The 14,648-nt window shown below is 48.7% G+C and carries 15 protein-coding genes and 1 riboswitch; of the genes, 10 read left to right on the top strand and 5 right to left on the bottom strand.

Annotated elements, in window-relative coordinates:
* The first annotated feature begins 81 nt into the window (after positions 1-81).
* The 7 genes from PVOR_RS26325 (at position 82) to PVOR_RS26295 (ending at position 7,647) form a co-directional block, all read left to right on the top strand.
* Positions 82-1,056 carry a COX15/CtaA family protein gene (locus tag PVOR_RS26325; RefSeq protein WP_040681048.1) on the top strand — a complete coding sequence of 325 codons (975 nt, stop codon included), beginning with the start codon at positions 82-84 and terminating at the stop codon, positions 1,054-1,056.
* A 134-nt stretch (positions 1,057-1,190) separates the two neighbouring features.
* Positions 1,191-2,960: a UbiD family decarboxylase gene (locus tag PVOR_RS26320; protein ID WP_006212615.1), complete on the top strand. Its 1,770-nt coding sequence runs from the start codon at positions 1,191-1,193 to the stop codon at positions 2,958-2,960.
* A gap of 46 nt (positions 2,961-3,006) precedes the next feature.
* Positions 3,007-3,726 (top strand): Cthe_2314 family HEPN domain-containing protein, encoded by a 720-nt coding sequence (locus tag PVOR_RS26315; RefSeq protein WP_006212614.1) that lies wholly within the window; start codon positions 3,007-3,009, stop codon positions 3,724-3,726.
* 121 nt (positions 3,727-3,847) lie between these two features.
* Positions 3,848-3,994, top strand: a riboswitch (SAM riboswitch).
* Positions 3,995-4,101: 107 nt separating this feature from the next.
* A complete protein-coding gene (locus PVOR_RS26310) occupies positions 4,102-5,118 on the top strand; it encodes a methionine ABC transporter ATP-binding protein (protein WP_006212613.1) in 1,017 nt (338 codons plus the stop codon).
* Positions 5,118-5,786: a methionine ABC transporter permease gene (locus PVOR_RS26305; protein WP_006212612.1), complete on the top strand. Its 669-nt coding sequence runs from the start codon at positions 5,118-5,120 to the stop codon at positions 5,784-5,786. Before PVOR_RS26310 ends, PVOR_RS26305 begins: the two co-directional genes overlap by 1 nt.
* 66 nt (positions 5,787-5,852) lie before the next feature.
* Positions 5,853-6,695, top strand: a complete 843-nt coding sequence (locus tag PVOR_RS26300) for a MetQ/NlpA family ABC transporter substrate-binding protein (protein ID WP_006212611.1) — start codon at positions 5,853-5,855, stop codon at positions 6,693-6,695.
* 178 nt (positions 6,696-6,873) lie between these two features.
* Positions 6,874-7,647 carry an SDR family oxidoreductase gene (locus PVOR_RS26295; protein ID WP_006212610.1) on the top strand — a complete coding sequence of 258 codons (774 nt, stop codon included), beginning with the start codon at positions 6,874-6,876 and terminating at the stop codon, positions 7,645-7,647.
* 76 nt (positions 7,648-7,723) lie between these two features.
* On the opposite strand, the gene PVOR_RS26290 is transcribed toward PVOR_RS26295, so the two are convergent.
* A complete protein-coding gene (locus PVOR_RS26290) occupies positions 7,724-7,969 on the bottom strand; it encodes a NifU family protein (protein WP_006212609.1) in 246 nt (81 codons plus the stop codon).
* Positions 7,970-8,051: 82 nt separating this feature from the next.
* On the opposite strand from PVOR_RS26290, the gene PVOR_RS33125 reads away from it, so the two are divergent.
* Positions 8,052-8,405: a YuzB family protein gene (locus PVOR_RS33125; protein ID WP_083811735.1), complete on the top strand. Its 354-nt coding sequence runs from the start codon at positions 8,052-8,054 to the stop codon at positions 8,403-8,405.
* On the opposite strand, the gene PVOR_RS26285 is transcribed toward PVOR_RS33125, so the two are convergent.
* Positions 8,341-9,399 (bottom strand): NAD(P)/FAD-dependent oxidoreductase, encoded by a 1,059-nt coding sequence (locus PVOR_RS26285; RefSeq protein WP_006212608.1) that lies wholly within the window; start codon positions 9,397-9,399, stop codon positions 8,341-8,343. The two genes, PVOR_RS33125 and PVOR_RS26285, sit on opposite strands and share 65 nt — an antisense overlap.
* A gap of 154 nt (positions 9,400-9,553) precedes the next feature.
* Positions 9,554-10,660: an aminofutalosine synthase MqnE gene (gene mqnE, locus PVOR_RS26280; protein ID WP_006212607.1), complete on the bottom strand. Its 1,107-nt coding sequence runs from the start codon at positions 10,658-10,660 to the stop codon at positions 9,554-9,556.
* Positions 10,661-11,051: 391 nt separating this feature from the next.
* Between mqnE and PVOR_RS26275 the strand changes: the two genes are divergently transcribed.
* Positions 11,052-11,411, top strand: coding sequence for a HesB/IscA family protein (locus tag PVOR_RS26275; RefSeq protein WP_006212606.1), 360 nt, complete (start codon positions 11,052-11,054; stop codon positions 11,409-11,411).
* Positions 11,412-12,647: 1,236 nt separating this feature from the next.
* On the opposite strand, the gene PVOR_RS26265 is transcribed toward PVOR_RS26275, so the two are convergent.
* Both PVOR_RS26265 and PVOR_RS26260 read right to left on the bottom strand, forming a co-directional pair.
* Positions 12,648-12,998 carry a hypothetical protein gene (locus PVOR_RS26265; protein WP_006212603.1) on the bottom strand — a complete coding sequence of 117 codons (351 nt, stop codon included), beginning with the start codon at positions 12,996-12,998 and terminating at the stop codon, positions 12,648-12,650.
* 472 nt (positions 12,999-13,470) lie between these two features.
* A complete protein-coding gene (locus PVOR_RS26260) occupies positions 13,471-13,680 on the bottom strand; it encodes a hypothetical protein (RefSeq protein ID WP_006212602.1) in 210 nt (69 codons plus the stop codon).
* 223 nt (positions 13,681-13,903) lie between these two features.
* Between PVOR_RS26260 and PVOR_RS26255 the strand changes: the two genes are divergently transcribed.
* Positions 13,904-14,566 carry a YheC/YheD family protein gene (locus PVOR_RS26255; RefSeq protein WP_006212601.1) on the top strand — a complete coding sequence of 221 codons (663 nt, stop codon included), beginning with the start codon at positions 13,904-13,906 and terminating at the stop codon, positions 14,564-14,566.
* Positions 14,567-14,648 lie beyond the last annotated feature (82 nt).

Here is a 14,648-nt window from a genome sequence, read left to right as displayed (position 1 = left end):
TATAATGAAATGTGGACTGTGTTCGATGCGATCCTGTAAAGGTTCCAGATAGTTAATGATTACGAGCAGCAGGTGAGATGAGTGAATGATAAACAATTAAAATGGTTGAGTTACATAACATGCATCGTTATGTTCTGTGCGACTTTTGGAGGCATGGTTGTAACGAAGACGGGCTCGGGACTCGGTTGTGGCCAAGAGTGGCCGCTGTGCAACGGGAAATTTGTTCCCGCTTACACGGTTTCCTCCATGATCGAATACTCGCACCGGGCAGTTAGCGGAATGGCGGGTTTGGCAGCTCTGGCCTCGCTTATCGCGTTCTGGAGATATAAGCGGGACCGGCGGGATCTGATGGCTTACGTCATTGGCACCTCGGTGTTTGTTGTGGTACAGGCTATTATGGGAGCCTTTGCCGTGGTCAAGCCCCAGTCGGCAGCAATCATGGCGCTGCATTTTGGATTCTCGCTGATTGCGTTTGCCAGCTCGGTTATGCTGGCTCTTGGCATGCGGCGGGTAGAACAGGCCAAGGAATCCGTTGATCGGGAGCGGCTGCCGCGGGTAACCAAAGGGTTCCGTAATTTGGTGTGGGGAACCACGTTGTACAGCTACGTCGTTGTTTATATCGGTGCATTCGTCAGCCATACCGATTCGCGGGAAGGCTGTTCGGGATGGCCGCTGTGTAACGGAGAAGTAATACCCGAGCTGACCGGTGGCGTGGGGATTGCCTTTATGCACCGCGTCGCAGCCCTTCTGCTGCTGATTGTGGTGGCTGTTATGGGGCACTTTGCTTATTGGCGTAACCGGAACAATAGGGAGATACAGATGCTAGGGATTTCGGCAGCAGTGCTCTGTCTGCTGCAGGTGTTCAGCGGTGCCCTCATCATGGCAACGATCCATAATGAGGAGGTTTATGTATTCTCCGCATTGGGGCATACACTGCTGATCTCGGCGCTGTTCGGCGTACTTTGTTATTTAAGCGTGAGAGCATGGCAGCTAGGCAAGCCGCTTGAAGCGAAATTGCAGCGGGACCAAGGTATTCCCCGCGAGAAGATTGTGTAAGTAGTAAAGGCTCATGCCTGAGCCTGATCAGATCGAAATTTTTAATAACATAGATGTACGCAAAGTCCCCGGGCCAGCAATGCAGTTCGAGGGCTTTGTTGTATAGGCTTTGCTTATAGGAAGGAGGGGAGTCGTTGATCGTTCATAATCTTCGCCAGTGGCTCGAAACGCTACGCAAGGAGAATGATCTTGCTGTCATTGATATCCCGGTAGATCCGTATTTGGTGCTGGCCGAGATTCATCGGCGCGTGATTGATGAGGGAGGGCCGGCCTTGCTCTTCACTAATGTGAAAGGCACGCCCTTCCCTGTGGCTACGAATTTGTTCGGCACGCCGCGCAGAGTCGATATGGCCTTTGGGCCCCGGCCCGAGCAAATGATGAAATCGCTGATCGGTGCTGCGGAGACATTGCTTCCACCAACCTTTTCAGCGCTGTGGAATGAACGGGGGCTGCTTAAGGACATTTTAAAGGTAGGCATGAAATCAGTTCCGCAGCATGAAGCGCCTGTGATGGCAATAAAAGTGACGGAGAATCCGCTGAAGGATCTGCCGCGGCTGACCAGCTGGCAGGATGACGGCGGACCTTTTGTTACACTGCCGCTTGTATACACGGAGAGCCCATCCAAACCGAAGGATCATAATCTGGGCATGTACCGGCTTCAGATTTACGATGACAACAAGGCGGGTATACACTGGCAGATCCATAAAGGTGGCGGTTTCCATTATGCTGAAGCAGAGCAGCAGAATCAGGCGCTTCCGGTCTCAGTATTTCTAGGTGGACCCCCAGCTCTGATTGCCTCTGCGATTGCACCGGTTCCGGAGCATTTGCCGGAATTGCTCCTGGCCTCCCTCATTCTTGGCGGGAAATTGCCAATGACCGACAACCCGCTGGGAGGACATCGCATTCCGGCAGAGGCGGAATTTGCGATTAGCGGTGTGGTGCCACCGCATGAACGCCGTCTGGAAGGCCCTTTTGGGGACCACTACGGTTATTATTCCCTTGCCCATGATTTCCCGGTCCTGCATGTGAAGCATATGTGGCATCGCAAGGAGGCGATATATCCGGCTACTATCGTCGGTAAACCGCGGCAGGAGGACTATTACCTGGGTGAATTCCTCCAACGGCTGCTCTCCCCGGCATTCCCGATGGTTATGCCATCGGTACGCTCCTTGTGGACTTATGCGGAAACCGGCTTCCATGCCTTAACCGCAGCTGTCGTACGGGAGAGCTATTCCCGTGAGGCGCTTGTGTCCGCATTCCGAATTTTGGGCGAAGGGCAGTTGTCACTAACCAAAATGCTGCTCCTGACCAACCGTCCGCTCGATCTGTCCGATTTTCGTGAAACATTGGAAGCGGTATTGGAACGGTTTAATCCGGCATCAGATTTGTTTATATTTAATAAAACGTCCCATGATACCTTGGACTATACGGGGAATAAGCTCAATCATGGCAGTAAGGCCGTGCTCATGGGTATCGGTCGGCCAATTCGTGAGCTGCCGCGCAGTTATACCGAAGGTGAAATTCCGGGCATATCTCAAATGGCTCCATACTGTGGGGGTTGTCTGGTCGTTTCGGGGGCATCCTATGAGAACGATCCCGGACTGGCCCAGCAAGTGATGGGGTATTTAAAAGCACGGGATACCGCATGGCCGTTGGTGATTGTGGTTGATGATGCCGAAGCGGCAGCGGCCACACAAACCTCATTCCTGTGGACGGTTTTCACCCGCTTCAATCCGGCAACGGATATTCATGCGGCAGCTGATATCCAGCATCATCATCTATCCTATAAACTTCCGCTGGTTATTGATGCACGAATGAAACCGGGATATCCGGAGGAGCTGTCCCCGCGAGAAGATATCGTGCAGACGGTGGATGCTCGCTGGAGCGATTATTTTGGCAAATAGCAATTCATGAAAGAAGGTTAATCTGACGACGCGAGGGGGTACCGCCATGCTGCGAATGTTACTCGGGGAACAGCCCCGACACAACAATGGCTTGCTTGAGGAGGCCATCGAATCGATGGTCAAGACAACCCGGCTGCTGCAAAAGGAAATGGAGAAACATCAGGATCCAACGCATGATTTTCGCAAGCTTGAGATTTGGACCCGCGGATTGATTGTATCCCTTGATGAGCTGGAGCAGAGCTGGAATGCGGCCAAGCATTTCAGTCAGTCGGTTAAATCGGGTTATATCGATGATATGTCAATTCAGGAGCAGGGCGAGTATCAAAGGTATGTGTATTTTTACAAAAACGGATTTATTCGCGTATTCTCCATCCTTGACAAGCTGGGTACGGTGCTTAATGAGCTGTATGATCTCCACACCTCGAAGGTTAAGGCTCATTTCTCCTACTTTACGGCACTGCGGCAGTTCAAGTTTCTAAAGGCACACGGTGAGCTGGCGTCAGAGCTTGAGGCGATCAAGGAACGCTATAAAATACCGCTGAACACACTTCGGAAACGCCGCAACGCTGAGATCCACTATATGAATTCAGAGATGCAGGATGATCTGTGGCAGCGCCATCAGGGACTGTCGGATAAAATCGAGCTGGAGGATATCGACCAGCACCTCGAGGATCTTAAGCAGGGTGTAGATATGGTATGCCGAAGCTTGGCTGCCTCGTATCGATATACTAATCGGATCTGGGCGGAAAAAGGAGTGCGGGTTTAGGCACAAAATCGCCATGAAATTCCTTTTGACAAAAACCTGAAAAGAATCTATACTAACTATTGCATTCATTAAATGTTATTAAATCAGATCAAATTAATTGGAAAAATTTCATATCGATGTTTTCTTATCGAGAGAGGCGGAGGGACAGGCCCGATGAAGCCCGGCAACCGGCTCCAGCGTATATCGCGTAACGCGATGACGGATGGAGTGACATGGTGCTAATTCCTTCAAAGCTGCAGGATCATCCTATGGCTTTGACAGATGAGAAAAGGCGTTGACTTTTACGTAAAGAGAGCCCTTTTTGATTCTACAAAAAGAGGCTCTTTTATTTTGGGTAAATAGATATGAGGCTATGGAAAAAGGAGGATTATCGGATTGATTGAGCTCAAGCAATTGACGAAGCAGTACGGAAAAGCCCGAACGCTAACCACAGCCTTGTCCGAATTGGATTTGTCGATTGAAAAAGGAGAAATCTTCGGTGTGATCGGACACTCCGGCGCAGGTAAAAGTACATTGATCCGTTGTATCAATTTGTTGGAACGTCCCACCTCCGGCGAGGTGTGGGTTAACGGTAAGAATTTGACACTGCTCGGCAAGAAGCAGCTTCAAGCAGAGCGTCGCAAAATCGGGATGATCTTTCAGCACTTTAACCTGCTGTCATCCGCAACGGTTTACGATAATATTGCCTTTCCGCTGCGGCTGATCAAGACGCCGAAGGCTGAGATGGAACGCAAAGTATCCGAGCTGTTGGCCTTGGTTGGCTTGGAGGCTCACCGGGACAAGTATCCGTCCCAGCTGTCAGGAGGGCAAAAGCAGAGGGTCGGCATAGCCAGAGCGTTGGCAAGCGATCCGGAGGTTCTGCTGTGTGATGAGGCCACTTCAGCGCTGGATCCGCAGACCACGGATTCGATCCTGCGCCTGCTGCTGGATATTAACAAGAAATTTCATCTCACGATTGTGTTGATCACCCATGAGATGCATGTCATCCAGAGCATATGTGATCGGGTGGCCGTTATTCATCAGGGCGGCATTGTGGAGCAGGGGCCGGTGACGGAAGTGTTCCTGAAACCTAAACATGAGGTGACGCAGGAATTCATCCGTCAAGAATTGGACAGCGGAGAAGCGCTCCGGCTGGCCATGCAGGGTCAGGCGAACAGCTCTTCCCAAGCGGTGCAAATTACGTTCCTGGGATCGAAAACGTACGATTCCATTCTATCCCATACCGTTCATGAGACGGGCGTGAATTTTGCGATTCTGCAGGGCACGATCTCCACGATCAAGGAAACACCGTATGGTCAGCTCATCGTACGCTTCGAAGGGGAAGAGAGAGCCATCGAAGAGACGATTCGGAAGCTGCTTCAACAAGGATTAGACGTGGAGGTGATTCATTAATGTTGGAGCTCGATTTTACCCAGATCGACTGGAAAGAAATCGGTACGGCAACATTGGATACCCTGCGAATGCTGGGGGCTTCGGCTTTGTTCAGCTTCATTATCGGGCTGCCGGTTGGCGTGCTGCTGTATATGGCTGCAAGATCCACATCGGGCTTGGTGCGCTTCGGATATTCGATCCTGTCGTTCATTGTGAACATCCTGCGTTCGGTTCCGTTCATCATCCTGATCGTTGCGATGATCCCGATTACGAAGTCGCTTGTGGGTGTATCGTACGGCGTCCTGGGAACCATTCCGCCGCTCGTTGTGGGGGCAGCACCGTTCTTCGCCAGACTGGTGGAGACGGCCCTGAATGAAGTGGACAAAGGCGTCATTGAAGCCGCTCATGCCATGGGCTCCTCGACAAGCCAAATCGTGTGGAGGGTGCTTCTTCCAGAGGCTCGTCCGGGTTTGCTGGCGGGCATGACCATCACGATTGTGACCCTGGTATCCTATACGGCGATGTCGGGTCAGGTCGGCGGCGGCGGTTTAGGGGATTTGGCCATCAAGTACGGCTATTACCGTTATGAGACGGAGATCATGATTCTGGCCGTTGTGTTAATGATTGTGCTGGTGCAGCTGCTGCAAATGGCAGGGGACCGCCTGGTACGGCATTTTACAAGAAAATAACGGGATTGGTAAAGCATCAAGGCAGACATTATATAGATAATACATTTTCGGAGGGAGAGTTTAAGAATGAAAAAATGGACATTGGCACTCATCAGTTTGACTTTGGTTGCGGTGCTGGCTGCATGCGGCAGCAAGCCTGCGGATAACGCTTCGGAGCCAGGGGGAACAACGGGAGGCAGCGGTCAAGAGACCGTAACCTTGAAAGTAGGGGCTTCGCCTGCACCACATGCGAAAATTCTGGAGCATATCAAACCTGCGCTTGAAAAAGAGGGCGTGAACCTGGAAATCGTGGAGTTCACCGATTATGTTCTGCCGAATACGCAAGTAGATTCCAAAGAAATCGATGCGAATTTCTTCCAACACAAGCCTTACCTGGATAATGAAATCAAGGAACGCGGCTTGAGCTTGGAATCGGTGATTGCGGTACACGTTGAACCGCTGGGTGCTTACTCCAGAACGATTAAGTCTGCGGATGAGTTGAAGGATGGAGCCGTTGTAGCAATCCCTAGCGACCCATCGAACGCTGGTCGTGCATTGTCCCTGTTGTCCAAGAACGGCGTAATTAAGCTGCAGGATGAGACGAAGCTTGAAGCTACCGCCAAGGATATCGTGGAAAATCCGAAGAACCTGCAATTCAAGGAAGTTGAAGCCGCCATGCTGCCGCGTATGCTGGATGAGCTGGATCTGGCTGTCATCAACACGAACTATGCGCTTGAAGCGGGACTCGACCCAACGAAGGATGCTCTCTTTATCGAGGACAAAGAGAACCCTTATGCAAACTTGCTGGTAGCCCGTCCGGATAATAAGGATTCCGATGCCATTCAAAAATTGGCGAAGGCACTGACTTCCGAGGACGTGAAGACTTTTATTGAAGAAGAGTACAAAGGTGCCGTCATTCCGGCATTCTAATGGATCATAGCAGGTATCTGCTGTATCCATGAATAGAGGGGCATTATTCGAAAAGACCTGCGGGTCTATCGGGTAGGCCCCTTTTTTTGTTTACCTTAGTCGCTGCCCCCCACAAGTTGTGAGGTTGGATCAAATCTTTTATACTGAAGGAAGGATATCCATCTGAGGAGGGAAAGCCTTGAAGGGAAAAGTGGCGCTGGTTACAGGCAGTGCGACAGGTTTAGGAAAAATGACTGCTCTGTCGTTAGCGCGGCAGGGATGTAATATGGCTATAAATTATGTAAACAGCAAGGATGAGGCAGAATCCCTTTCTCGTGAAATTGAAGGACTTGGCGTCAAGTCGATAGCGATTAAAGCTGATATCGCCAGCGAGTTGGAGCTGTATTCTCTGGTGGACCAAACGGAAGACCGTCTTGGCAGCGTCGATATCCTGGTGAATAACGCAGGCCCTTTCATTCGGGAGCGCCGCCTGTTCTCGGAGTATACCCGCGACGAAATTGTACATATGGTCAATGGCAACCTAACCGGTGTCATGCTGCTGGACCATCGCGTTCTACCTGCCATGCGTGCGAAAAAATGGGGCCGGATCATCCATTTCGGCTTCGGGCATGCCGGCGAAGCACGAGCGTGGCCTCAACGCGCAGCCTATGCGGCTGCCAAAGTGGGCCTTGTTTCGTTTACCAAGACGCTTGCGGTGGAGGAAGCGCCATATGGAATCACGGTCAATATGATCTGCCCTGGAGATATACGCGGTGCAAACAAGGAGAAGTCCATTGATGAGGTGTCAGGTATTCAAGACGGTCTGACACCGCGCGGACGATCGGGAAGCGGGGAGGACATCGCCAGGGTAATCGAATATTTATGTCTGGATCAATCGGATTTCATTACCGGCAATATTATGGACATTTCCGGCGGACTGGACCCGATCCGGCCGTTAATCAAACCGGAATAGGATCTCATTATATTCTCTCAAAAAAAAGAGTCTTGGTTCCGTAAGGAAACCAAGACTCTTTATAGTTAAAGAAGATTTAGAATACTTGAACTACTTCTTGAATGCCTTCTACTTCTTCAACCAGGGCGCGTTCAATCCCTGCCTTCAGAGTAATGGTGGAGCTTGGGCAGCTGCCGCATGCACCCATCAATTTCAGCTTAACGATGCCGTCTTCAACGTCGACCAATTCCACGTCACCGCCGTCGCGCTGCAGGAACGGACGAAGTTTATCAAGCACTTCAGCCACTTCATCATATACAGTGGTTTGCGTGTTTTCACTCATCTTGTTCAACTCCTTTCCTCCCTATATTATAGTACATAAACCGGCAAATTAAAATGCCAATCTTAAGGCGGGTTGAATAACAATGTCCATCATGATTGAGTTTTGTACAAGTAATTCCTATTTCGGCACGGATAAAGTTTTACAACCGCTTGAAGCCAGGTTTGATTGTCAAGTCATTGAATATGGCTGCCTGACAAGCTGCGGCCAGTGCTATTTGACGCCCTTCGCCTATGTCGATGGCGACTGGATGGAAGCCCCCACGGCTGAAGCGCTGCTTGAGGCCGTAGTGCGCAAGTTGGAGAGCCTAGAGCCCAATCGGAGGAGCAAGGCTGAGCTGCAGTTTTTCCATGCGCGACTCGTCATATTTCAGACTAGTAGTGGCGCTTGGATTTCCAGAGTACACCGCTCTTCAATATTCTTGGCACTCGGCCCATAACCGAAGTGCTGCCCATCAGGCCAAAGCCTGCATGCTTGCCAAGGGAACCCAGCGTTCCCTTCAGCTTCAGCGGAGATACCTTAGGCGTATCCTCACGCCAAACCGCTTTCAAGACATGTCCCACTTGCTCGGCTTGAGCTCCGGCCGCTTGGGCACTCGGGACGAACGGAAGGCTGGCGCAGTCGCCGATGACATACACTTCCGGATGGGAAGGAACCTGGTACCACTCGTTTAGCAGAATGCGCCCGCTGCGGTCTTTTGGCAGATCGAGATCCTGCACGACTTTTACAGGCTGGATGCCAGCCGTCCAAACAGCCAGATCGGTTGCGATAGGCACATCGAGATTGTACACGGCGTCCTTCTCAACCCGGGATACGGAAACGCCGCTGTGGATATCCACGTGATGCTCCTCAAACCAGCGTTGAATATAAGCAGACAAACGGTTAGGAAAAGAAGAAAGAACGCGTTGTCCCCGGTCCAGTATGGCGATATTAAGGTCAGGTCGGCTTTCACGAAGATCGGCAGCGAGTTCGATGCCGCTTAAGCCTCCGCCAATGATATGAACTTGACCGTAAGGTCGCAGGTTGTTCAGGTTCAAATAGGTTTCCCGGGATGCAGAGAAAGATTGCAGGCTGAACGTAAATTCCTCAGCGCCCGGTACACCATGATAACGGTCCGTACATCCCAGGGCAATGGCGAGCTGATCGTACTCCACAGGATCGTTGTTTGTCAGGTTAACAAGCTTCTTCTCAAGGTCAACGGATGTAACTTCACCGTATAGAATATGGAGCCGATTATACACTGGAAATTTCACACGAACGGCGGTATCGGCCACTGTGCCTGCTGCCAGCGCGTAATATTCGGTTTTGAGTCCTTGATATGGCATGCGGTCGATGAGCACGACCTCCACGTCTGGAGGAAGATAGCCGCTGAATAATTCCTGAATTAAGGCAAGACCACCATAGCCTCCACCGAGAATGACGAGCTTTTTCATAAATTTCTTCCTTTCTCAAGAGATAAGAAGGTGAGTGGATGTTCGCAAGAAAAACGCCGCTAAAAGCGGCTTAGGGTACCCACGCTATAATATCTCTTTAACCTGTTTTCCGTTTTTTGGAACGTCTGCTTGTATTCATCGCTGCTGATAAGGGTTATTCGTAAACCTTGATCTCGTTGTAGAATGTATCTCTTTCAACCGGAATGCGGCCAGCGCCTTTGATAAGCCACACAAGCTCTTTGCGTGTCAATCCCTCCGGTGTTAAAGCTCCTGCAGCATGGCTGATGCGTTCCTTCAGGATGGTACCATGCACATCGGAAGCGCCAAAGCTGAGCGCCACTTGAGTCAACTGTGCTCCGATATTAATGAAATAGGCCTTGATGTGGTCGATATTATCGAGCATCAAGCGGCTGATGGCAATGGTTTTGAGATCCTCGTAAGCCGAGTTCCGGCGCATAATGCCCGCATTTTTATTCTTAGGCTGCATGGACAGTGGAATAAATACCATGAATCCATTGGTTTCATCCTGCAGATCCCGGATTTGCAGCATATGGCGGATACGGTCCTCATGGCTCTCGATAGATCCGTACAACATGGTTGTATGGGTCTTCATGCCAAGCTTGTGTGCAGTACGGTGAACATCGAGATACTGATCCACATTGGCTTTATCCACCTTCATCTTCTGACGGTATTGGTCCGATAAAATCTCGGCACCGCCGCCTGTCAAGGATTGCAGACCGGCCTTCTGCAGTTCCTGCAGCACTTCCTTCGTGCTAAGCCCGCTGATTCGGGTGAAGAACTCGATCTCTGCCGCGGTGTAGGCTTTCAGGGTCACTTCCGGGAAACGTTCGCTCAATGCCTTCAGGGAATCTACGTAGTACTGGAAAGGCACATGATTATTATGTCCGCCAACGATGTGGAATTCTCGAACTCCTGGATGAATATGCTGTTCCACATATTCAATCATCTCAGCACCGGATAGGGTATAGGAGCCTTCCTCGCCTTGATCCTTCCGGAAATTACAAAACGCACAGTGGGATTCGCATACATTCGTGAAATAGAGACTCATGTTCTCGATGAAGTATACTTTTTTCCCGTTCTTGCGCAGGTTTGCCTCATTAGCCAGCTGCCCGAGGGTCAGCAGGTCATCGGTTTGGTACAAATACACACCGTCTTCGAGATTCAGGCGTTCGCCGCTTCGGACTTTGGCAACGATTTCGGCCATTCTCTGATCGGTAAAGGGTGTTACAATCGTGGACATGTTCAATCCTCCTGTTCACACTTGATCTGTCTGAACATTCAGCAGCCAAGTGATCATAAAGTGGATCACTCCCCGTAGGGAACGGTCCGTCTATAATGGTATAACTGCTGCATCCATAATGGGCTGAATAATTAATGGAGTTTGTGAAAAAATATACAACTGTGGACCAGCCATAACCTTTGCCGCATTTAAGCCGGGGGATGTGACAATTATCCAACAGTTGCCGCCCATGTTCCTTCCCTATTATAAACCTGACCCCTCGGGGTAGCAATACAAATAGAGGAATTGAAAACAGGTAATTGTTCATATGGCAAAATGACCATCATAAGAACCTTGAGCGAATTCGCGAAGAGGAGTATACTTAAAGGGTGAACGAAAAGGAGGGTGACCTATGATAACAATCAGCGAAACGGCTGCAGAACGGTTGAAAGAAATGCTTGCTGAACAGGAAACGCCCAATATGTTCCTTCGATTGGGTGTCACTGCCGGCGGTTGCAGTGGTTTTTCATATGCAATGGGCTTTGATGACAGTGAAACGGAAGCAGACGTATATATGGACTTGCAGGATATGAAGGTGGTCGTTGAGAAGGACGACCTGAAATACCTGAACGGTCTTGAGATTGATTTTGAAGAATCCGGCATGACCGGAGGCTTCACCATTCACAACCCGAATGCTACGGTTACTTGCGGCTGCGGTTCGTCGTTCCGCACGCGAGAAGACGCAGGCAAACCGAGCGAGGAGCCTTGTTAAGAAGCGGGTTTTCAGCGTTGACGGTTCCGGATGTGCCTTGCGGAAGCATAGGCGCCATGATTGTGGATCACGGCCTTTATGACGGTAAATAACCGTTATGGAGGTCGTTTTTTATGTCTTTAAAAAAGCGCACGAAACGAATCAATATTGATAAGAGTTATTCGCAATTAACGTTTAAGCAAGCGCTCGACATGGCAATCAGGAACATGGGTTACTCACAATGTCTATGTTTGGGGAGAAAACAATGCTGGGTTTGACTATGATGCGATTCAGGACATAACTGGTGAAGGCGAACTATTGTTATGGAGTACAATCGAAATATATTAAGTGAAAATGACCGACTACCTACTATGGGTAGTCGGTTTCTTAAAGTTCATTAAGATAAAGCTAACAGATAACAACACGATTATAATCCACGTATATCTATATACTCCATTTCCTCCAGAGAAATAAAGAGCCACAGGTATCAACCAAACTATAGAAATTAGCATGAGTCCTCTTCTACGTGCTATGGCTGAAAAAACTGCCAAACAACCAGGGATAAATAACATAAAGAGTAAGATCGTAATAGTACCCCAATTCAACATTTCGGTAGGGTTGAAAAAACAAACGATAATATAAATCACAACGCTACACAATCCTCCGCAAACTCCTAGCAACTTATCAATAAACATTATCTTCCTCCCCTCTTGAGGTATAAGGACCTTCTTCCATTCTAATTGATATTATTTCACAGATCAGTATAAATTTATAATTTTTAATTTTCACTATTGTTCACTATACCTTTGCTTCGGCAAAGAATTACGTGTCCTGTATCTCTCATCCGATCCTTAGTTCGTGTAGTTTTAACGACTTATGATTATTAGGTTTCCCCTCGTTGTATGACTGAATCAACACTCCAATGCACATTTTTCTCCTAGATCGAAACATCGTTCCGTAAGCCGCCGGGATCAAGCAAATTATACTGCCTAACGAAGTATCTTGCTTGTTCTGATCGTTTCTCTTCCGGTTCTTGGATTGAGCACGTTTACGCAGCGTTACAAATAGTCGGAATATTGCGGTCCTAACGACACGGACGACATTAGCAGATTACGGTCGAAAATGAGCGGATCTACGGAAGGGCGATTTATACGTTGTGATTTATTGTGAGTTTGCGCAATTTTCCTGCCGCATGCCTCTGACGCGTGACCCCTCCGAAATCTCATAGTTTGTTTTTTCATGGATTCTCCCCCATTCTTATTGTTTAGGGTAAACATAAGCGTTTACACCATTAATATCATCTGGTTGAGGTTTAACTATTTTATTTCGATCTCTAAGCTGATTCATTAGTACATCGCCTGATCTGAGGTCACCTATATGCAATGCATGGCCCAATTCATGAGCGAATATACTCTGAGCAACATTCCAAAAATCCTTCCCTAGAGTTGTTTGATTAACTACTGCAGTTTGGTTGATCCAAATCTGAAATTGAGAAGCTTGACCATGTCTATCTAAAAACTGTGGCGTGTAGCTTCCAAAAATTTGAGTATCGGATAAATTACCCATTATAACAGTATTATCAGCGTTAGCATCTCGGCTAATATACACTTTAGTAGAAGCCGCATTTCAAGAAGCCGCAGCGCTGATGAGGGCCGATTCATACTGTGAAGGTAAACCCTGGGGGGGCAAACCTTATACTTGGTGACAAATACCCAGTTTTTAAAGATACGTAAGCGTATACACTTGAGGAGAACAATAATACTAACGAAATAATAGCTGTTAAGATTAATGACGTTTTCTTTTTTAACATTTTATACCTCCTGTGTTTTCAGTGGACTCTTTTTGAGGCAATTGTAATTGAGAAGGGTGATGAAACCATTACGGTAACATCCTATGAGAATAGGACCGCTGCAACGTTTCTCGTCGCAGCGGTCTTTTTTTGTGTAACACCTGCCGCTTCCTACATAATATATAGATGAAGAAGAAACTCAGGCCATAATTCAGAGGCACATAACAAAAAAATGCAGCCCGCCCGACATAGAGGTGGTAAGCTGCATTTTTTTATGTTCTCCTTAACCGATCATACCGGGAAGAAGAAGGTGTCGTTCAGCATCAGCACAATCATACCGGCTGCCACAAGCGAAAAGACGATACAGCCCGCTCCGAGTACCCGGCGCTTGTCTTTGATGAACTTGAAGCCCATGACAAAGATAAGAACGGTGATGGCTGCAAGGGCAACGGACATGCCGACAATGGCAATCCAGTACAATACTTCAAACAACTCTGCCAAGGTGACAAAGCCTCCTTTATCGTTATCCAAGCGTGATGGATTTATTACGGACAAAGCTCTTTTCTTACTATACGATAGATCACATCATTTGGAAAGGGAAGCCATCGCGACAACACCGGATAGACAAATTATTAGGCATACTCTCACGGACAATCATCCAAGAAAAAGCGCGGATACGGGAATAGAATAACGTATGTCATGAATAAAAGGAGGCGAAAGCAGCATGGCGGGAAGACAGCTGGCCAGCAAGTGGCTAAAGACGGAGGCACTGCTGACCGATCCGCAGGTTGCTCCCTACATTCCGGCTACCGAGTCGTATGGAGGGGATACCCTGGTCTCAATGCTGGCGGAACACGAAATGGTCGTGATCAAGCCGATTGTAGGTACCGGTGGTAACGGAGTCATCCGAATACAGAAAGACGGGACGGGGTACCTGGTAACCCATAAGAGACGTACGGTTCATGCAGATACATTGAATTCCCTGTTGCAGGTACTGGGCAGAATGAAACTGAAACGGCGTTACATGATTCAGCAGGGTATTCATTTGGCTAAAATCCATGGGCGTCCACTGGATTACCGGGTGAAGGTGGTTAAGGAGAGAGGGAGATGGGAGTTCAGAGCAATGCTTGGGCGGCTCGCCAGCCCGGGGCTGTTTGTTACGAATATTTGCAAAGGGGGAACGCTGCTTCGGTGTCGCCACGCGCTTCGGTTGTCGCTGCCCCATATCAATGCAAGGGAAAAGCGAAATGAAATGCGTCGTATAACCAGGCAGTGTATTTCAATAATGGAATCACGCTTTCCGGGAATCGGGGAACTGGGGTTTGATTATGGTCTGGACAACGAAGGGAAGATTTGGATTTTGGAAGTTAATACAAGACCAAGCTGATTTTTTGTTCGTTATTCCCCCTGATATTCGTTTATATGATTTTTTAATAGGGTAATTGAGCATTTTGCATAATTCGAAAATT

The sequence above is a fragment of the Paenibacillus vortex V453 genome (genome assembly GCF_000193415.1).
Classification (GTDB): Bacteria; Bacillota; Bacilli; order Paenibacillales; family Paenibacillaceae; genus Paenibacillus_AQ; species Paenibacillus_AQ glucanolyticus.
The sequence above is the reverse complement of the archived record's forward strand: the minus strand, read 5'-3'. Positions and strand labels throughout refer to the sequence as shown.